16 protein-coding genes are annotated in these 20,656 nt (G+C 29.0%); 4 read left to right on the forward strand and 12 right to left on the reverse strand.

Annotated elements, in window-relative coordinates; all coding sequences use genetic code 11:
- Positions 1–112: 112 nt before the first annotated feature.
- Together DAD81_RS18205 and DAD81_RS18210 are read left to right on the forward strand one after the other, a co-directional pair.
- Entirely contained in the window at positions 113–2,038 is a 1,926-nt protein-coding gene (locus DAD81_RS18205) for a DUF4357 domain-containing protein (protein WP_157961180.1), read from the forward strand.
- A 3-nt stretch (positions 2,039–2,041) separates the two neighbouring features.
- Positions 2,042–4,318 (forward strand): DUF2357 domain-containing protein, encoded by a 2,277-nt coding sequence (locus DAD81_RS18210; protein WP_111709747.1) that lies wholly within the window; start codon positions 2,042–2,044, stop codon positions 4,316–4,318.
- 270 nt (positions 4,319–4,588) lie between these two features.
- Here the strand turns inward: DAD81_RS18210 and DAD81_RS18215 are convergent, their stop codons facing one another.
- The 12 genes from DAD81_RS18215 to DAD81_RS18275 form a co-directional block, all read right to left on the reverse strand.
- The gene (locus DAD81_RS18215) at positions 4,589–5,356 is read right to left on the reverse strand and encodes a hypothetical protein (protein WP_111709748.1); all 768 of its coding nucleotides are present in this window, start codon (positions 5,354–5,356) and stop codon (positions 4,589–4,591) included.
- A gap of 429 nt (positions 5,357–5,785) precedes the next feature.
- Positions 5,786–5,968: a hypothetical protein gene (locus DAD81_RS18220; RefSeq protein ID WP_157961181.1), complete on the reverse strand. Its 183-nt coding sequence runs from the start codon at positions 5,966–5,968 to the stop codon at positions 5,786–5,788.
- Between the two features lie 40 nt (positions 5,969–6,008).
- A complete protein-coding gene (locus tag DAD81_RS18225; RefSeq protein WP_111709750.1) occupies positions 6,009–6,707 on the reverse strand; it encodes a hypothetical protein in 699 nt (232 codons plus the stop codon).
- A 520-nt stretch (positions 6,708–7,227) separates the two neighbouring features.
- Positions 7,228–7,929: a DUF2971 domain-containing protein gene (locus tag DAD81_RS18230; protein WP_111709751.1), complete on the reverse strand. Its 702-nt coding sequence runs from the start codon at positions 7,927–7,929 to the stop codon at positions 7,228–7,230.
- Positions 7,930–8,208: 279 nt separating this feature from the next.
- Positions 8,209–9,408 carry a hypothetical protein gene (locus DAD81_RS18235; RefSeq protein ID WP_157961182.1) on the reverse strand — a complete coding sequence of 400 codons (1,200 nt, stop codon included), beginning with the start codon at positions 9,406–9,408 and terminating at the stop codon, positions 8,209–8,211.
- A 49-nt stretch (positions 9,409–9,457) separates the two neighbouring features.
- Entirely contained in the window at positions 9,458–9,667 is a 210-nt protein-coding gene (locus tag DAD81_RS18240) for an integrase core domain-containing protein (protein ID WP_111709753.1), read from the reverse strand.
- 196 nt (positions 9,668–9,863) lie between these two features.
- The gene (locus DAD81_RS18245) at positions 9,864–10,565 is read right to left on the reverse strand and encodes a WG repeat-containing protein (protein ID WP_111709754.1); all 702 of its coding nucleotides are present in this window, start codon (positions 10,563–10,565) and stop codon (positions 9,864–9,866) included.
- A complete protein-coding gene (locus DAD81_RS18250) occupies positions 10,566–11,942 on the reverse strand; it encodes a tyrosine-protein phosphatase (protein ID WP_111709755.1) in 1,377 nt (458 codons plus the stop codon).
- A complete protein-coding gene (locus DAD81_RS20915; protein ID WP_218939733.1) occupies positions 11,939–14,233 on the reverse strand; it encodes a glycosyltransferase in 2,295 nt (764 codons plus the stop codon). The genes DAD81_RS18250 and DAD81_RS20915 overlap by 4 nt, the downstream gene beginning before the upstream one ends.
- 277 nt (positions 14,234–14,510) lie before the next feature.
- The gene (locus DAD81_RS18265; RefSeq protein ID WP_157961183.1) at positions 14,511–14,840 is read right to left on the reverse strand and encodes a hypothetical protein; all 330 of its coding nucleotides are present in this window, start codon (positions 14,838–14,840) and stop codon (positions 14,511–14,513) included.
- 55 nt (positions 14,841–14,895) lie between these two features.
- Complete coding sequence (locus DAD81_RS18270; protein WP_027127224.1) at positions 14,896–15,246, reverse strand: hypothetical protein; 351 nt, start codon at positions 15,244–15,246, stop codon at positions 14,896–14,898.
- A gap of 197 nt (positions 15,247–15,443) precedes the next feature.
- The gene (locus DAD81_RS18275) at positions 15,444–16,046 is read right to left on the reverse strand and encodes a hypothetical protein (protein WP_111709757.1); all 603 of its coding nucleotides are present in this window, start codon (positions 16,044–16,046) and stop codon (positions 15,444–15,446) included.
- 1,165 nt (positions 16,047–17,211) lie between these two features.
- Between DAD81_RS18275 and DAD81_RS18285 the strand changes: the two genes are divergently transcribed.
- Positions 17,212–18,771 carry a sulfatase gene (locus DAD81_RS18285; protein ID WP_111709759.1) on the forward strand — a complete coding sequence of 520 codons (1,560 nt, stop codon included), beginning with the start codon at positions 17,212–17,214 and terminating at the stop codon, positions 18,769–18,771.
- A 72-nt stretch (positions 18,772–18,843) separates the two neighbouring features.
- Positions 18,844–20,373: a sulfatase family protein gene (locus DAD81_RS18290; protein ID WP_111709856.1), complete on the forward strand. Its 1,530-nt coding sequence runs from the start codon at positions 18,844–18,846 to the stop codon at positions 20,371–20,373.
- The last annotated feature ends 283 nt before the right edge of the window (positions 20,374–20,656 follow it).

Consider the following 20,656-nt stretch of genomic DNA (forward strand, 5'->3'; position numbering starts at 1 on the left):
GCATCTACTGTTTTGTGATTTTTCAATACTTCTTTTACGCAACGAAGTTTAAAATCGTAACTATACTTGACTTTTCTACCCATAAATATACTCTCAAATAGTGTCTAACTTTTTGGGGGCAGTTCATGAAAATGGAGGTTTTTTAACCGCAAAACTTCAAATAGTTGAAAATGGCTATTTGTTAATAAAAGGATCTTATCTTTATAAAGAACCTAAACCAAGCTTTTTAACACATTCCTATTTTGAACTTATATCTACTTATTCAACTAGCGAATATGTTAATGATAGCACATTTAGCGAATTTTATATATTAAAAAAGGATATAATATTTAATTCTCCGTCGGCAGCTGCATCTATGGTGTTGAATAGAGCAGCAAATGGTCCAAATGAATGGAAATTGGCAAATGGTACTAGACTTGTAGAATTTGAAAAAAAGTTTGATTTTACTGAAATTATAAATAAATTTTTAGAACAAGCCAAAACGACTAATTTAAAAACAAAAAATTATCCAAAATCATATGATGAACTCAAAATTAAGGTGAGTTTTGGAGCAGGTAATCAGGCGAAAATTCCTTGGATAGCATTGTTAAAAGAACCCAATAGGGTAACCGAAGGTATTTATCCTGTATATCTTTATTTTAAAAGTATAGATAAGCTAATATTAGCGTATGGATTAAGTGAAACAACTAATCCAACAGCGGAATGGAAAATTGATGAGCCAATTACTATTACTAATTATTTTTATAAAAACAACCTAGGAAAACCAGATAGGTATGGGAGTTCTTATGTGTATAAAGTTTATGATATTAATGAGCTCCCTGATGAAACCATTTTAAACGATGAGTTGGATATGCTATTGTCATTTTATAAAAATCAAGAAAACCCCATTAAAATAAATCCTGAAATTGATAACTTAATTGAACAAGAAGACTTTGAGTTATCAAAATTTATTGAAGACACAAAAGCATCTGGTTTGCTATTCACAAATACGCTTCTTACACGTTTTGTAAGTTCACTAATTACTAAACCATTTGTATTGTTGAGTGGCTTATCTGGTTCTGGTAAAACTAAATTAGCACAAACTTTTACAAAATGGGTATGTGAAAATGACAAGCAATATTGTGTTGTTCCTGTTGGGGCTGATTGGACCAATAGAGAACCCTTATTAGGTTATGAAAACGCATTAAATAGTGCAGAGTATATATTGCCAGAGAACGGTGCGTTGCAGTTAATTATTAATGCTAATAATAACATAAGTAAACCTCATTTTTTGATTTTGGATGAAATGAATTTAAGTCATGTTGAGCGGTATTTTGCAGATTTTTTAAGTGTTATGGAATCTAAAGAAAATTTCAAATTACACAGTGAACAGGGAACTATTAAATCAACAGTACCGGCAGAACTTAGATGGCCAAAAAATTTATTTGTTATTGGAACTGTGAATATTGACGAAACTACGTATATGTTTAGTCCTAAAGTATTGGATAGAGCAAATGTGATTGAGTTTAGAGTTCAAGAAGATGAAATTGAAAACTTTTTAAGTGCACCAAAAGACATTGATTTTAAAAATTTAATTGGCAATGGAAGTTCTATGGCTATGGACTTTATTAAAATGGCAAATAATGAAACCAATAGCACGATTTCACAAGAATTAAACGGGACCTTAGTTAAATTTTTCACTCAGCTAAAGAAAACAGGCGCTGAATTTGGATACAGAACAGCAATGGAAATTCATCGCTTATTTCATCAGTTAGAATTGGTAAATTCGGAATTAACAACCAATCAAAGAATAGACATTGCCATTATGCAAAAGCTATTACCGAAGCTACATGGATCTAGAAGAAAACTCTGTCCAGTGTTAGAGAATTTGGGAGGTTTATGTGTACAGGAAATAGATGTTAAAAAAGAGTTTTTTGAAAATAGTGCAGATTTAAACTTCGATAATGAGAACATTGTATATCCATTATCCCTTGAAAAGATAACCAGAATGTACAAAGGAGCCATAGATAACGGATTTGCAAGTTACGCTGAAGCATAGAATATGATCGGGAAAAGTTCCATTGTAATAGCATTAGAGAATCTCGAAAAAGATTTAAAACTTTTTATTGATGATAGGAAGAATAATACTTTGTTCCATAGAGATGATGCAATTCAAAATAATGAAGCGCCTTATCAACTCCAAGAAGGAAATTTTTATGATTATGAATTTAGCAATCAAGATTATTTTTTTCAACGAAGTGAAATTGTTCAACCACATCGTAGGAAAAGGTATTCAGGGCAAATAGCCCCAAATATTTATGTAGGAACCTTAACTCTTGACATATGTAAAGAAGGTATTGAAAAACCAATTGGAGAATTAAAATTAGAAGTACAATCAATAAAAGCGACCTATCGTGAAGATTATAGGTATATGCTGGAAAGTATCACTGAAAAATGTACCGATTTAATTTTGCAATCAAATGCTCCAGTAAGCCATTCTTTTGAAACAGATTATGAAACAGATAGCAAAACATTATACCAGCGGTTTGCTTTCATAAAATCCATTATTCAATCGGATGATTTTGATGAAGCAATTCACAGAATAATTACTTCACCAACAACAATTTGGAAGGAAAAAGAAGAGTTAGTAGATGTTAGGAAAATAAAGCGTTTTAATGCGACTGCTGTAAAACAGTTATTAAATGCTTCGAATAGATTACCTGTTGGATCTAGTCATCCATTAACTAAAAGAGGGCTTAGTACGGTTGCAGGTAAAATTAATTCCAATAAAAAAACGGAAAATGTAGACACTTCAGAAAATAGGTTTATTAAACATGCATTGAACACTTTTTTAAAGTTTTGTATAGATATTCAAAAACATCCAAAAGCCACAGAAAGGTTACAAAAAGAAGCAGGAGCAGTCGTTTACATATTGGAAAGCCATTTACAACATAGTTTATTTAAACAAATATCTAGACCCGACACCTTAAAATTGAACAGCCCAATTTTACAAAGAAAAGAAGGATATCGTGAAGTGCTAAAAGTATGGTTAATGTTCGATTTGGCGGCTAAATTAATCTGGGAAGGTGGTGATGATATTTATAGTGGAGGTAAAAAAGATATTGCTACTTTATATGAATATTGGCTATTTTTTACGCTTCTTGATTTATTGAAGAAAAAATTTGAGATAGAACCAAAAGACCTCGAGAAATTAACCAATTTCAATTCAAAAACTAAAAACTTAAATCTTCAATTAAAGCAAGGTAAATTTACAGCACTTCAAGGAGTATTTACCTCTCATTCAAGAGATCTTAATGTGAAATTTAATTATAATAGAAGTTTTTCGGGAGCATCAACATATCCAAATTCCGGAAGTTGGACCACAGCAATGCGCCCAGATTATACACTTTCATTTTGGCCTAAAGAAATTAAAGAAAAGGTTGCTGAAGAAACCGAGCAAATAGTACATATTCATTTTGATGCTAAATACAAAGTTAATGAGATTAAGGAAATTGTTGGAGATAATTTAACTACAAATGAAGAAGAGATTTCAGAAGAAAAGCTAGAGCATAAAAAAGGAATTTATAAAAATGCAGATTTATTAAAAATGCATGCTTATAAAGATGCTATACGAAGAACGGGTGGTGCATATGTGTTATATCCAGGAACTGAGCAAACAACTAAAATGGGGTTTCATGAAATTCTACCTGGTCTTGGAGCGTTTTCTGTGAAGCCCTCAAAAACAAATGTGGAAACTAGTCATTTGGAAGCGTTCCTAGATCAAGTTATTGCCCATTTTATAAATAGGGCAACTCAGCGTGAAAACTTAGCCTCTAAAAGTTATGATATTCATAAATCAGATAATCTTAATAAACTTCAACAGCCAATACCAGAATATTTAAACAATAAAAAATTAATACCAGATGAAACCTTTGTTTTGGTTGGTTATTACAATTCGGAACAACAACATAACTGGATAAATTCTAAAAAACTATATAATTTTAGAATGGGGACAGGAAACGGTTCCTTAATTTTAGATAAACAAACGGTATCAGCAAAATATTTGCTTTTACATGGAAAAGGTCAAAACTCCTCAAATGAGTTATGGGAAATAAAAAGCAAAGGGCCAAAGGTATATTCAAAAGATGATTTAATTAAAAGAGGTTATATAAATCCGTCCTCTGATAATTATTTAGTGATAGAAATTGAAAAGGTTGAAATGAATATTTTTGGTAATCAGATTTGGAACTTTAAAAATTTGAAAAATTATAAAAAGGGAAGAGGTTCGTCGTTACCTTTTTCTTGCTCATTAATAGAGTTGATGAAAAATATTATTTGATGAATTGGGTATTTTCTTGATTATTAGATAATGGGTTACGTTGTTTAATTTTTAGTCAATAACTGTAAAAAGTGATACAAAAAAAAATACATCGTTTACTTACATGATTAAAAATCTTAATTACACCTCAAATTAGACTCTTAGCAACCTTCAATTATTGAAAGATTAGTTATTTCTTACTACTCAAAAACTCCTTAAAAAGGAGTTTTTGAGTAGTATTTTTTAATTTTTATTTCTTTATGCAACGATTACCATTGTTACAAGCAGTTTTTAATTTACATATTCAAATATTGCAGAATAAGTATGTTGTTGAGAATGTTCTATCGAGACTTTAGTTACTGTAGCTGATGTTGGATAATTTTCGTTATCATACACATAATTGGAGTTAATTGTGAAAACAATTTCACCTTCTTCGTTTTTGTAAATAATCTGAGATGGGTTATTAACAGGGAATAACATCCTAGCCTGAGCAATTTCAGGAACTTGTGGGTTGATTCCAAAATTTAATCGGACACCATCTAAAACATCGATAATTCCGGCAGCTTCTAAAGTATAAAAAAATGGATTATGTGTATCGTCATACGAAATATCAGCTGTATAGATTTTTGTGGTATAGGTACCTGAAGTAATATTATATTCCTCTTCAAAAAAATTAATTTTTTTAGGGTTTCCGTTATCGTCATAAACTATAACATCACCTGTTTCAAATGCATCATATGGGGATTCATATAAATCCAAAATATTGAGATTATCACCTCCTCCAGTGATATTAGTTAATTCGTCATTATTGCCATAGATAAATATTCGAGTTTCAACACCGTTATTTATCGTGTTTAATGAACCATCTGAAGAATACAACATTGAAATTACTCTATTTTCTTGAGGGTCTTGAGCTGAAATAATAGCTACAGAACTTATTAATTTTTTTTGAACATTTCCATTAGCTTTGTCAAAGTCCTCTGAAACTGAATCATCACTACAACTAAATGTTAAAATTAAAGCACTTAAAAGAGAAATTGAATAAATAAATTTTTTCATAATTATTTTTTTGAATTTTTAATATGTATTGTTTTAAATTGTTTACCATGAGTTTTTATATGATTTGTGCGACTGGAAATCAGAGAATCTTCGGAGGTAGCAAATTGTTAGCTGAATATTTGAAGTTTTTATAACCAACTCAATAAAATAACCTCATCAAAAATAGAAATTTACCACGTAATTTTTTTACTTAGTAGCTCTGGATGATACCCAAAATAAGTAAAATGATAAGCCAATACATATAAAAGATATTTCAGGTTGATGTGCGAACCCTAGTATTCCCCCTAAGATAAATAAAATGACACCTAATATTCCTGCAAAATTTGATTCCATTTTTTTTAGTTTTTATTGTTTTTGGTAACGATTGTAATTGTTGTAAAAAGTAGAACTCATCCGAATAAGCACATTTTGCTTGAATTTAGATTTCAACTACCAATTTTCCATATCGTTTTCATCCGCTTTTCGAATCAATAAATTTAAAAGATTTGATAAAATTTGACCATTTTTTCCATGAGCACTAACAATAGCTTCTTCTAAATCATTTCTATTTACTAAAAATCTTTCGTACATTTCTTGACTTCTATCTTCTGAATGTTCAACTTCATCTATCATAGTGTTAGTTCTTTTAATCAAATCATCAAATAATCCCATATTATTTCTTATTTTTTAGTGTGTATTCTATAGATTCGTCAGATTCAAAATATTTTATAGCTGAACCTTTAAATTTTGTCATCGTGAAATAGTTAAATGTTCCTCCCACGGCTGCACCAACTCCCAATGGTATTAATCTACCTAAAGCAATTCCTCCTCTTTTTGCACCGTATTTTGTGAAAATAGTAGTTCCAACTCTTTGATTTATTTTCGCTAAAGTTTTACCGCTAACTTTTCTATTAAAAGTTGTTACTGCAACCTTTGTAGCAATTTTCTCTGTTGCTAATTTAGATGCTTCAATAGCCCCGCACCATAATCCTAAAATTTTTACGAATTCCTGATTAAAATCAGAACGAATGTCTTTATCATTAATTAACGCAACACCGTAGCAAGTTGAAGCCATCCATCTCAACATTAAAATTAAATCGCCAGAAATTGTTCCAGTTTCTATTGCTATTTGAATACCAGTTCCAAGACCAGGGATGGTACTCGGTAAAGCACTTACAATTCCAATTGATGTATACTTATTTCTAATTCTATTTGTATAGATTTTTGAAAGCTCTTTTTTTGATTTATTTGGTTTTCCTTTTCTCAGTTCAGCTACGTCTTTTTCAACTGATTCGAAAGATGGTGACACAAAATTCACTACTTTCATAAAGTCAAAATCTTTGGTTATTTCTACTTCTTTGTTTTTTTCCACGTTTTTTTTGTAAAAGATTTAATTAGTTAATGTGCAATATTTTTTTATCTACTTTTTGTAACGGTTATGTATAAGGGTATTGCGAATTTTTGTACGAAGATTTTTCGTAAGAAAATCAGACGTAACAAAAGAGTACTAACCAGATTGTACTGACATATCCAATTCATAACTTTGTTGCTAACTTATAGGGAACTTATGTTTATGTATTTTAGAATCATAAAAACTTACAATTGAAATTTATTAAAATTATTGAAGCAAAAATATATATCTAAAGTTATTATTAGATTTCACTATTGAATTTGGCTTTTCTAGAAATTATTGTCAATGGCCGTTCTAGTATAAGAAAAGTAGGGCAGTTCAATATCCGCGAGGATTTCTGTAAGTTGGCTATTACTAGCAATGAATTAATCTCTTAGTTACTTCTTAAAAATTAATAAACCTTAAAAAGGAGTTTTTGAGTAGTGTTTTTTTAGGTTTATTGACTTATGCAACGATATCTATTGTTGTAAGTAGTATTATATTAAATTAAGGTTGCTTTTAATTTATATGTTTTTGGTATTTTCTCAATTTGATAAAATTTAATGTTTTTACTTTTAAGTGAATTTATTATTTCCTGTTTCTTATCGGAGCATATTCTAAGTCCAAAATAAATAGATTTAATGGCTAAAGGCGAGTAATTTATTTTACCTATCGTATTTGTTATTAATCTATATTCCTGTTCGTATTCCCATCTTTTTGACTTATTAAACCCCATTTTGTTTAATCTCTTAGAATTAGAACTGAAAAAATCTTTCCAATTGATTACTAATGGGGTTTTAGAATATGTGACGGAAGAATAATGTTCTATTTCCTTAATACTATTTAAAAGTATATTCAAGTCATATTCTATGCAGTACCCATTATGTTGATTTGCATAATGAGCCCAAAGTAATTCATCTATACTATTCTTTGATAATGAATACATTCCATTTCTATTATCAATTGACATTACTTTGTCTGTATTTTTATTTAAAAAATCAATATCTTTTTCTGAGTTTATCCCAAACCATCTAGCAATAAACTCAATTAACTTTATTACAGGTCGATTATCTATTACAGTTTCAAAAACATCATTAAATTCTATTGGATTCGCAGACCAAAAGTTGTTTTCTAAAATTGAATTTATATCTCGCTCAAAAGTTTTGTCAAAAATCCCTCGATATTTATAAATGGTGTTTTTCAAATAATTTATATTTTAATTGGATATCAAATTAACTACAACGGTATTTTATAAGATTTGTACGACTGGAAAATCAGAGATTTTTCTGCCGTTGCAAATCGTTAGTTGAATGTTTGCCGCTTGTACTAGTTCAAATTTAAGCGTAAAATTGCAGTTTGTAACAAGCTTTTGCAATCGCTAAATCAGGATTAATATACCATGACACCTATAGAAGTACTTTAGTGAAAAATTAATCAATTTTTACTTGTTTTTTACCACAGTACTTTGTTGTAGCCCGTTTTTTTATTCATACTTTTCTAATAAATTTTCTGTAATGTGAAACATATTATTGTTTCCCAAATCTTCAAATCTTAGATATAAATTCCCAGAATCTTTATTTATTGAAATAGTATTTATTTGATAAATTTCTATTGAAGTAACATCTTTAAAATATCTGTCCTTATTTATTAATTCATTAAAATGAGGTAATACATACTTCAATAAATTATCTAAATCGTGATCGACTTTACTTGGTTTTTCATAAAAAAATTTTAAAGCTAGAGCGGGGTTTTTAGGTAGTAGTTTCCCATTTAGAACTTTCCATTCTTTCAATTTTGTGTTAATCCTATCTTTAAAAAGCTTGCTTTCACCTTGAGAAACAGGAACGCTTCCGAAATTTATATTATATCGACCATTTAGAGTTGTTACTCTTTCAATTTTAGTTAGGGTCTTAGAAAGATTAGAAAGAATTGAATTATTTTTCACCGTTTCTGGTTGATCGGTAATTAATGTTAGAATAGAACTAGCTGATGATTTAGAGTTTAATTTTAAAAACTGTTGACCTTTTTCCTCCTCAAATAATTGGTTTTGGAATTCGTCATAATCTATTTTCGTTCCGTCAATTTCAATTTTCAGACCTTCAATTTTAACAGGTTTGTAATAGTCTAAATCATTCAACCTTCTTTGACTTTCTTCATACTCATTATCCTCTGAGAATGAATATATTTTTCTATTAGAAAATTTTCCAAATTCTAAATCCCTAGCAAATTCTAAATTAGAAATAAAATCTCTAAATGGTCTTATGGATATAGTAAGTTCCTGTTCCTCATTTTTATTTGATTTCCAATAATGGGCCGATAATGCTTTGATTTGAGAATCATCTTTTATTAATAAGTACTTTCGCCTAGTAGCTATTTCTTTTTGTGGTTTTTGAATTAAGTCAATATAATGTTTAAGTAAAGATTGAATAGCGGGCGAGTTACTTTGATTTATTTTAAAAGAAAATTCAATAGCAACATTTGCTCTGAAACAATTTTTCTTTATACTTGTTAGTTCAGAAAGCACAAATTTTTGAAATTTAATGTTTTCTATAAGGCTCTTACTTCTTTTAGTCTGGTATTTCCCTACCTTATATGAAATGAAAATTGAGTTTTTCCCCATTTGATTCCGATACTGATACCTTCGACCTTCAAATGATTCTAGAAATTCATTTCGATTACTCATATTATTTTTCTGTCTTGTCCTGAAATATGGCTACAGGTTAAAATTGATTTTACGCTGTTAATTTATATACCATATTTGGTGTTTTAAAGTCTAAAGATAAGTGTAATCTTATTTCGTTGTATAATTTAATTGCATTTTTTGCTGCTCTTATAGCGTGCGCCACGTTCATAAAGGTTTGATCAAGATAAAACACATCTTTTAATATTTCATTTACACGTTTTGCCATTGCATTTTCATAACAATGATTTTCTTCAGTCATACAAATGTTAATCTATTTTCTTTAAAGAATATTGGTGTATAAATTGCTGTAATATTGTATTCCTCTAGCTCAATGATGTATGAATCCTTTAATGTTTAAAATTATGTAGCCTTTATTCAGGACGAGTCAAATTGTAATAAGTTGTCTAATTTTAATCAACCTATTTCAGGAAAGTACATTGTTTGGGCTTGCTTTTTTATTCAATTACTGTCGTTAATATTCCTTTTTCGTCAATGATTTGTTTCTTGTTTTCATATGTTTCAACGAGAGAGAATCCATTATAAAATGGTTCGATCATTAAATATCTTTCTTTATATAGTTCATCTCCATTTTTGTTAATATGAAACCACCCGTTTTTGTCTTTAGCTGTTGCGTATTTTTTGTGAAAAACACCCAAATCGAGAAATATCTTACTATTTATTAATTGACCTTTTTCATTGATGTGTCTAAAACCATTTTTAGTCTTTACGCAAGCAATTCCATCTTTATAATCTCCTGCATATAAATAATTTTCTGTGTAGATTCTTTTTCCTGATAAATTGATGTGAAAATAGTTGTTTTTTATATCACGAACAGAACAAATCTTTTCTTGATAGTTTCCTATCCAAGAATAAGAAGTTGAATATACTTTTTCTCCTTTTGTATTAAGATGAACCCATTTATTATTTAAAACAACACTTGCTCTTTCGCAATAATATCCAAAAGTTCTATCATAGCGTTCTTTGTAAAGCTCTTTTCCTTGTATATCGATATGATACCAACCTGATTCATCATAAACAGGAGCAAAACCCTCTGAATGAAACTTTAATACTTCTAAAAATTTCTTGTTAAAAACGGGCTCTTCATTGTAAGTGAAATGTGTTCCATCTTTTGATATTTTGATTTCAGTATATTTCATTTAGCAAACTATTTTTGATTTTAAGAACTCTATTTGTTCATTAGATATTTCGCAAGATTTAAAGTATTCAATTATTCCTCCTTTTTCATAAACTGCATCAAGTAGTATTTGAATATAATTTTCTTTAGTATCCATTTTACTTGCTAAATAGTCTAATAAAATAGTTTCTTTATTCGCTCCAGATAACAAATGAAATAAGGTAATTATTATGCCTGTTCTATCTTTTCCTGCGTGACAATGAATGTTAATTGCGCCAATTGAGTTAATAACTGCTTCAATTACTAATTTTATTGATGCTTTACATTCATTTGAGAAAAAATGGTAAGCAATTTCTGTATTTGTTCCTGTGTTATGTATATTCTGAAATTCAACACTTTGCTTCCAAGGGTCAAAAGGAGCGTGAATAATTTTATATTTATCTTGCTGTTTTTTGTTGTAAAAAATCTCCTTTAATTCTCTATCTGCTCGTAAATCAACTATTGTTTCAATATTTTTAGATTGTAAATGACTTTCTAAACTCGATTCATTTTTATATAAACACAAAGCTGAACTACGATAAATAATTCCTTTTTTTAATTTTGGATTGTATTTTGATACATCCCTAAAATTTTTTATTTTTTCTATATTTTTATGATAATGATTCCAAACATCATTTTTATAGTACTTGTCCCAATGTGGATAATGACAATAATTGCAACCACAAAAATGACCTACACAATACTCTGTTATAATATTTTCTTTTTTTTTATTTATGAATTCAATAGTGTTAGACTGGAAAACATCACTTTTTGGTAAAATAAATAGTTCTCTATTTGAATTAGTAAATTCATTAACAATAAATCCTTGTTCAGCTATAAATCTTTCTGATAATAAGTCTACTTCAGGAAGTGTAACACTAAATTGAGGTGGATAACCAATTATTCCAGCATTTAATTCATATTCTTTTGGGATTGATTGGTCGTAGTTCCCATAATTTCGTCCATTCCAGTCAGAGTTCAATAATAATCCATCCGATTTGAGCCATTTAATAATAGCTTTAGGTACTTTCCAAAAGACAATGTCAGAATCCAAGACTAATTCATATTTTTGTGAATTGATACGTAAAGGGATATACTTCCAAAATGAATTTTTCATTTCATTACCCCATTCGTTTTTCCCCTCTAATAAAGTTGCTTTATTTAGAGTTATTCGTTTTAATTTTTCTAAAGAATTAGAATTTGATAAGGAATTGTATACTATATGCATTTCTGCATTTGGAAATAATTTTAAAGCAAATAGCAAACTACATTCAAGCATATCAAATGCTTGTAAGGAAGTTGGTCTTTCTTTTGTTTCTCCGAAAGTCCAGCGAATAACTAAGTTTGAAAAATCTATCATATAGGTTTTCTCATATTGCAAGTTTTACAAAGTGCATTCGATTTATAATTTTTTACAAGATTTGTATAAATAGGACTTTTTATAACCTCTTTAATTGTTTTTGTTTCAATGTTTCCGAAATCACCCAATGATTTTCGTAAATTGTCTGGAGCACAACAAGGAGAAATAACGCCTGTTGGAGGTATCCAAAGTTCTTTTTCAAGAAAAGGACATTCATATTCTATAGGAATAGCATTAATTGCTTTTTCATTAATTGGTATAATGTTTTCTAAAATAATTTGCTCTCCATTTGGTTTTTTAAATTCTTTTTGAACTTTAAGAGCTTGTCTAACATACTTATTCCATTGTTGAACACTTTCATTACTATCTTTCATTGATAGCTTTTTTATTTCTTCAAAATGAGCCCAAAGCTGATGTCCTTTTACTCTATCAACCCCTAAAGAAATTGCTAATTTTATAATATCAGCTAATTCGTGCATATTATTCTGCATAAAAGTAAGCTGAAATGTTACTCGACAAAAATAACCTGTTTCCTTTTGATATTCGTTTCTATATTTTATAAACTCTTTTACATTTGAGATTGATTTATTGAAATCAATCCCTAACATTATTTTTTTTGTTGTTTGTTCGGTTGCACCATTCCAACTTATTTTTACATCTGTAGTATTTGGGACTATTAATTTAGCCCATTCTGTTACAGTTTTCTTGGGAAATGTTCCGTTTGTTGTTAAATTTATTTTGATGTTTTTTTGTTGTGCTAATTCAAATATTTGGTCAAACTTTTTGTAAAGTAAAGGTTCATCCATAGTTGAAGGAATAATTTCTGTAACACCCAATTTTTCGGCTTGTTCAAATATATCTTCAACCGTTTCAAATTTCATTCTTCTGCGTTTTACACCTGTTTTCTGGTACAGATTTGGAATAAAATCACTGTATGGACTGTGTTCTTCACACATTATACATTTCAAGTTACAATCTTCTGGGTTTGTATCAATTGTAATTCTCCAAAGTTTCGGTTTAATGAAACTACTATACATTGTTTCTAATTCTTTACAATGTTCTTGAATGTTAGGAACGCTACCGTCTTTAGAAAAAAGATAACCTTTTTCTCCAAATTGTTTTAACAAATTGGGGTTTGCGATAGCAAACCTCATTTGTTTAATTAAGGATTTGGTATTTCTATGCTCAAATAAAAGTCCATTAACTTTATGCTCAACATATTCTTTCATTCCTCCAATATTTGCTGTTATTACAGGTACTTTACAAGATTGAGATTCGTGAATTACAAGAGGGGAGTTTTCTGTCCAAATAGATGGAACTACAATACAATCTACTTTTGCTAAAACTTCATTTGCTAAGTTTTTATTGATGTATTCGCCAACAAATTCAATTTTGTTTTTAGATTTCTGAGCAAGTTGTTTTAATGCTTTCGTACTTTGTCCGTTTACTCGACCATAAATTCGGAGTGTTGCAGTTTCTTCTATTTCATTAAACGCCTCTATTAATTGATTAATTCCTTTTGCTGGAATATGAGTTCCAATATAACCAAAAGTAAAATTTGATGTTTCTTTTGTTTTTTCAGTTGGAGTTAAATATTCAGTTGGAAAACCATAATCAAGATAAGTAATTTTGTCTTTTGGAACAGAAAATTCATATACAAACCTATTTAATAAGTATTTTGATGGAGCAATAAATAAATCAACTTTATTAATTATTGATTTTGTCTCAATCATTCTATTGTGAACCCATTTACTCCAACTTGCAATATCTTGATTTTCGTCAAATGAATTTCCACTAAAATATACTTTGTAACAACTTGTGGCGCATTTGCTATCTTCTTGTTTAGAACATAATTGATTATTGTTTTCAAGTCCAATACTACGAGTTAAAAATTGACCTCTTGGACACATTAACCAGAAATCGTGTAGAGTAAATATTATTGGTATTCTTTGTTTATTGAGTTCATCAATTAAACCTGTAGATAAGTGGTTTAAATGTCCTATGTGAGCAACATCAGGATTTATTGATTTTATTAAATTGGCAAAATTCTCATCAATTTTCTTGTGTTTATATCCATCTTTTCCTTGTGGATTATTTACAAAATAGAAATCGAGATTTTGATGTTCGTTTTTGTGTCTTATTTCGAAATCTTTACTATAAGGATTTTCTTCTCTTGTGAAAACTGAAATTTTATGAGTTTTTGATAATTCGTTACAAATTGATTGGCTATATACTTCTGAACCTGCATTGTAACTTGTAGGATATCCGTGAATAATTTTTAGTATGTGCATATTTTGGGTAGTTCAAAATTTTTTCTAATATATTTTGATTGGTTTTCGGTGTTTTTTTTATAAGTCATAACGGTTTTGAATATGAAAAGTTGTGAATTTTTAAGTACTACCTTTTCGATTTATAACTGACCTTTGTTTTATTATTATCTTTCGTTTAAGGCCTAAGTCTTAAAGCCTCTATTTTTTATATACGATGACACCTATAGAAGTACTTTAGTGAAAAATTAATCAATTTTTACTTGTTTTTTACCACAGTACTTTGTTGTAAACTGTGCTTTTATTTTTCCGCCATTAATTTCGTGTAAAATTTTTCTTTTTTCGCATTATTTGTTGCTTTTTCATATAAATCAAAAAGTCCGAATAAATAAAGTCTTTCGTTCATTGTCATTCCTCCAATTCCGTTAATTGCAGAGTCTCTAAATTCCGACCATATTCCGTAAACTTTTTCAAAATCCGCTTTTTTGTCAATCCACGCATTTCCAAGATACCGTTCAACATTTTCTTTTAATTCAAGAGCATTTTGTTCGTTAGTTTTCCATTTTTGGATAAATTCCGCTAATTCTTGAACATTTTTTTCAGATGATATTTTTCTGATATTTTTTGTCAATTCATCAATATTCATTTCCGCAAGAGTGGTTTTTCAGCATTGTTTACAATTGTGCTTATAAATCAGATACTTTTCTTTTTAACCAATTCATAAAATCCTCTCTATTATATTCTTTCCATTCATTTGTCAGAAGATATTCAGTTTCTCGGTTTTCAATCGGTTTTGCATAATATCTCGGATTTCCATTTATCAATCCGTTTTCTTTCAGAGATATTTTTTTGTCCACTTTTTTTAGAATAGGGAAGATTACGTTAAAAGTAAATTTAGAGTAATCTTTTTTCAGTAAATTTTGAATTTCATTTTCAGAAATTAAATCCTTTTCCAAAATTATAGATATTGTATTCTTAACTAATTTTCCAATTTTCAATTTGTCAAGTTCTTTTTTTTCGCTCTCTGATATTTCCATAATTCCGATTTTCTATCTATGATTTTTCAAATGCGTACTGCTTTTCGGCATTGTTTACAACGGTATTTTATAAGATTTGTGCGACTGAGAAATCGGAGATTTTTCGGTGGTAGCAAATCGTTTGTTGAATGTTTGTCGGTTCGTTATTTAGTTTAGATGTAAGCATAAATTTTATGAGGTGTTAGCTAAAGTAATTATCAGTTTTGTTGTCCTACTGCATAAACTAAATCCAAAAAGTATCGTCTATAAACCTCTTTGTTAAACTTTCTATTCGGTATTTTATCAATCGATTTATTCAAAATTTCTAATCCCTTTTTATTGAATCCTCCATCTGCCTCATACTTGTCTAATATTACGCAAAACTCATATTGCCATCCTTTTTTCTCTTTTGACAATTGATTATATCTGTATTCTGTGTTAGCAAAACATCCTTTATTCGAAAATGTCATAAAAATCATTGAAGTATCAAATCTCATAAATTCTGAAAACTCAAATATTTTTTTTGAGGTTATCTTTTTATCAAAAGATTTTTGCAATAAATCTTTATATCCTTTTTTGGTTATTTCGTTAAGAATTTTCTCATCTAATAAAAAGTTTTCAAATAGTGAATAGATATTTTTTACAGAATCAATTTTACTCTCTGGAATTGGGTAAAATGAATTATTAATACTTTCTGATAATTCTAAATCCTTGCATAATTGAAATTTCTCATCCCAAACTTCACTTTCAATGTTTCGTGTCGTAGAGCAGGAAGTAATTAAAATCGTTGAAATTATCAATATGTAAAAATATTTCGTCATTATTTTAGCTAACTCGTTATATAATCATTCAAAGTGTTTTTATACCCGTTAAATTTACGGGATAAAAATACTTTGTATGATTTTTTAAATTTTTACTTTTTGTGTGTGAATAATGATACTTATTTAATATCCACATACAAATATAAATATTCAATTGGTTTATGGCTGTGATATTTATCAGATTCTTTCTTTTATGATACTTTAGGGATAGTGTATTTCTCTGTTTCTGATAATTATTTATAGCAACGTAAATATGTGAAATTTAATCCTATCAATAGGATTTTAAGGTATGAAAACGGAAGGATTTACAAAATTTGGATCCAATATATATACTACAGAACGAGATGTCATATCTTAATGGGGGAGTGAGCCGTCATTTCTAAGTGGCATGTTTTTAATTAAGAAGTATCTTTTGTCTATTAAATGTTTTAGATCATTAATATCTTGTTTTGTAGCAGGTATGTTATCTGGTGTTTCATTTATTTTTTTCACTCCATATTTAAGGACCTCTGTGAGTGCATTACCTATAATATTGTTTGCCACTCCAGCAGAACTGACGTTATCAATTTTTGTAGGTTCTATTGAATTTTTATGTTCTGATTTCTTAAAATGTTTTTTTTGGATTTGAGCTTAATTTTCTTTTTTTTATTTTTATGATAATTGTGTTTTTGACCACATTTTCTACTACAAAACTTTTGTGTGCCTCTTTTAGTTGGTTCAAATTCTTTTACACAAAGTAAGCATGTGTAATTTCCAGTTTTCATTTTTTTTAATTTTAATGTCTGAATAGTGTCGAATCCGACACCAAATTTCCTTTTTTTGTGGATACCGTTTTTTCTCTGAAATATTTAATAGAATCCTCTTCTAGATTAGAGAAGGACAGAAGACAGATGTCTTTAAAATTAAAACCTAAAGTTGATTAACAATATTTAATAACTAAAAATATAGAAGTATAGTAGTTTTTTAATAAGTATGTGGTTGTTATTAGATTCATTTCATTTAGAGAGGTTAGTTCTCATTATTTAATACAAATAGTGAAGAAAGTATACTTATAAGTACATAGAATAAACTAATACAGACAGTAACTAATAGTATTAAAAATATATTTGTTAACGAAAGTTAGTTTAGAATACTAACAGTTTAAATTTTAAAAATAATTAATAGAATGAACTTAACAAAAAGAACATTTAGAAGTAGTATAACAGTTATTTTACTAAGCTTTATTGTTTTTGTTTCCTGTAAAACTAAAGAGAAAACAGAAAGTGAAGTGTTAGAAAAATCATCTAAAAAAACAAATATAGTATTCATTTTAGTGGATGATATGGGTTATGCAGATGTTGGTTTTAATGGTTCAAAATATTTTGAAACACCAAATTTAGATGCTTTGGCAAAGGAAAGTTTGGTGCTAGATAATGCCTATATGTATCCTACTTGTTCACCATCAAGAACAGCAATTTTTACAGGTCAACAATCGTTTAGAACAGGAGTTTATGGAGTGCCAGTTTTAGAAAAAGGAACGGCTCAAGAAAATATTTTTTCTCGTTGGACTGTTGGAAAACAATTTCCTATTTATTCAGAACCGCTTGCAAAAAACGGATACAAATCTATACATATTGGAAAATGGCATATTGTAGGGCCATACCCAAAGGAAGAATTAAATAGCACTTGGCCAATAGATCATAAATTAGCGCAACCAGATCCAGGTGATTTTAGCTGGGTAAAAGAGCATAAAACTCCTGAAATTCAGCAATATTATCCTGAAGGTCGTGGGTTTATTAAAAATGTTGGAGGAACATTTAGAGGTGATCCTGCGTTAGAAGCTGGTGGTTATCATAGTGAAAGAGGAGGATATTGGGCTCCGTTTGAAAATCCATTTATTGAACAAAAACCAACAGATAATTGGTTAACAGATAGATTGACAGATGAAGCAATTGAATTTATGGATATACATAAAGACGAGCCTTTTTTAATAAATTTAGATTACTATGCTGTGCATAAGCCTATTCGCTCTAGAAGCGATGAGTTGTATGATAAATACTTCAAAAAGCAAGATACCGTTACTGGTCAAGGAGTTTCAAATAATCCTAAGAAAAAGAAAGAGTATACTGCTTATGCAACTATGGTTGAATCTGTAGATGATAATATTCAAAGAATTGTAAAGTATTTAGATGAAAACAACCTAAGAGAAAACACAATGATAATTGTAACTTCAGATAATGGTTACAATGGTGGTCAAAGTAGAAATAATTTATTGAGAGGAGCCAAAAGAGATGTTTATGAAGGAGGAATTAAAGTTCCTATGTTAATAAATTGGCCAGGTAAAGTAGAACCAAGAAGGAGTAATGTTGGTGTTTCTTGTATGGATATTTTTCCAACAATGATGGATGTTTCGGGTACTAGCTATAATGGAGTTTTAGATGGGAATTCTTTAACAGATATTTTTAAAAATGATACAGATTCTTTTAAAGATAGACCTTTGTTTTGGCATTTGGCAAGTGTAATATCACATGGAACATGTTCTGTAATTAGAAAAAATAATTATAAGCTTATTCAGTTTTTAGCAGATGGAAAATTAGAATTGTATGATTTAGAAAAAGACCCAAAAGAAAGTACAAATTTAGCAGACCAAAAGAAAGAATTAACAGCTGAGTTATTAAAAGAATTAGTAGAGTGGCGCAGCGTAAATAAAGTTCCATTACCTCCAAACTCTATATTGGATATCTAAGTTAAAAACTACTAAGATTAAATGTTGTTTAGCTAGTTTTAAAAAATGATTATAACATATAAAATAAAAAACATGAACTTTGTAAAAAGATATATACTTATTTGTTTTTCAATTGTAGCACTTGTTTCTTGCAAGAATAAAGAGGTTGTTAAAAAGGAGAATGTAGAAGTGAAGAAACCAAATATTATTTGGTTAATGGCTGAGGATATTAGTACAGATTTAGAGTGCTATGGAATGCCAAATGTAAAGACACCATATTTAAATAAAATGGCTGCTGAAGGTATTCAATTTGAAAACGCTTTTGTAACAAATTCTATTTGTTCACCAAGTCGTTCAGCAATGATGGTTGGTACGCATCAGGTAAAAACAAACTCGCATAATCATAGAAGTAACCGTGATGTTCCTTTAAATAAAAAATTTAAACCTTTTACAGCTTTATTAAGAGAAGCTGGGTACACTTGTGTTTTAGGTCATGAAAAAGTATATACCTATGGTCAAAAGATTGATGTGAATTTTAAAACAGAACAGCTTGGAGAGTGGGATGGAGTTACAAAATTTGGATTATTTGATAAGACAAATGAGTATACCAAAGAAGATGAACCATTTTTTGCTCAAATTCAGTTAAAAGCAACGCATAGAGGAAATTGGTGGAGTGAGGTTAGAGAGAAATCAAAACATCCTGTAGATCCTGAAACCGTTACTTTACCACCTTATATGGCTGATCATCCAGCAATTAGATTAGACTGGGCAAAATACTTAGATCAAATTGAGTTTATTGATGGTGAAGTTGGTATGATTTTTAAGGAGTTAGAAGATAAAGGAATGGCAGAGAATACCATTGTTATTTTTATTGGAGATAATGGCCGTTGTAATATTAGAGGTAAAGGATATTTACACGATCCAGGTTTAAGAATTCCATTTATAATTCATTATCCAAAACAATTTAAAGGAGGTGAAATTAGAAAAGATATTGTAAGCTCTACGGATATTACTGCTTCAATATTAGAATTTGCAGGAGTTGAAATTCCTGAGTATATGACAGGGCAGCCTATTTTTAATGATAATTTTAATAGAGAATATGTGTATGGGGCTAGAGATTTGTGGGATGAAATTGAAGAGAAATCTAGAGCCTTAATTTCTGAAGATTGGTCTTATATTAGAAATGATAAACCCGAAATACCTTATGATGCTCATCAAGCGTATTTAGAGTTTTATAGACCAGCTGTTCATGTAATGAGAACACTTTATAAAGAAGGAAAATTAACAAAAGAACAAAAGCCGTTTTTTGAACCTAATAAACCTAAGGAGGAACTTTATAATTTAAAAGAAGATCCATATGAATTATACAATCTAGCAAGCAATTCAAAGTATACATCGGTTTTAGAAAAATTTCGTAAAAAAACAATTGAATTTGATGAAGAAATGAAACCTGTAGGAACAGAATATTTTCCAACTATACCTAGAAGCGCTATTGTTTTAGAATGGCTGAAGAAAGAGTTGCCTAATGATTATAAAAGAATGCAAGCAGGTGAAGAAATTGGATTAAAAAGAGTAATGGGTTTATATAAAGAAGCTCAAAAAAAAGTAAATAAGAATAAATAACTTCAATTTAAGTTTGGGCTCTTAAGTGTTCAGATATAAATTGTTTCTTTTAACAAAAAAACCTTAAGATTAATTAGTCTTAAGGTTTTTTTATTTAAGCAAGTAACCATTTTATAAAAGGAATATCTTAAAATATTAATTAGTAAAATAAGGATTCTAATAAATCTATACAGGATATACTCAAACATTCTACAATTTTGTGTATAAGCTTCTGAATAAAGGGATTTAAGTACTCAGACGAACATTATTAAATCTGATAAAAACATAATAATTTGTTAATTAT

This window comes from Lutibacter citreus, from assembly GCF_003260195.1.
Lineage (GTDB): Bacteria > Bacteroidota > Bacteroidia > Flavobacteriales > Flavobacteriaceae > Lutibacter > Lutibacter citreus.

Excerpts from the sequence above, each read along its gene's own strand:
- DAD81_RS18210 (WP_111709747.1), top strand. The coding sequence starts at position 2,042 with ATGATCGGGAAAAGTTCCATTGTAATAGCATTAGAGAATCTCGAAAAA.
- DAD81_RS18215 (WP_111709748.1), bottom strand. The coding sequence starts at position 5,356 with ATGAAAAAATTTATTTATTCAATTTCTCTTTTAAGTGCTTTAATTTTA.
- DAD81_RS18220 (WP_157961181.1), bottom strand. The coding sequence starts at position 5,968 with ATGATAGATGAAGTTGAACATTCAGAAGATAGAAGTCAAGAAATGTAC.
- DAD81_RS18235 (WP_157961182.1), bottom strand. The coding sequence starts at position 9,408 with ATGAGTAATCGAAATGAATTTCTAGAATCATTTGAAGGTCGAAGGTAT.
- DAD81_RS18240 (WP_111709753.1), bottom strand. The coding sequence starts at position 9,667 with ATGACTGAAGAAAATCATTGTTATGAAAATGCAATGGCAAAACGTGTA.
- DAD81_RS18245 (WP_111709754.1), bottom strand. The coding sequence starts at position 10,565 with ATGAAATATACTGAAATCAAAATATCAAAAGATGGAACACATTTCACT.
- DAD81_RS18250 (WP_111709755.1), bottom strand. The coding sequence starts at position 11,942 with ATGATAGATTTTTCAAACTTAGTTATTCGCTGGACTTTCGGAGAAACA.
- DAD81_RS20915 (WP_218939733.1), bottom strand. The coding sequence starts at position 14,233 with ATGCACATACTAAAAATTATTCACGGATATCCTACAAGTTACAATGCA.
- DAD81_RS18270 (WP_027127224.1), bottom strand. The coding sequence starts at position 15,246 with ATGGAAATATCAGAGAGCGAAAAAAAAGAACTTGACAAATTGAAAATT.
- DAD81_RS18275 (WP_111709757.1), bottom strand. The coding sequence starts at position 16,046 with ATGACGAAATATTTTTACATATTGATAATTTCAACGATTTTAATTACT.
- DAD81_RS18285 (WP_111709759.1), top strand. The coding sequence starts at position 17,212 with ATGAACTTAACAAAAAGAACATTTAGAAGTAGTATAACAGTTATTTTA.
- DAD81_RS18290 (WP_111709856.1), top strand. The coding sequence starts at position 18,844 with ATGAACTTTGTAAAAAGATATATACTTATTTGTTTTTCAATTGTAGCA.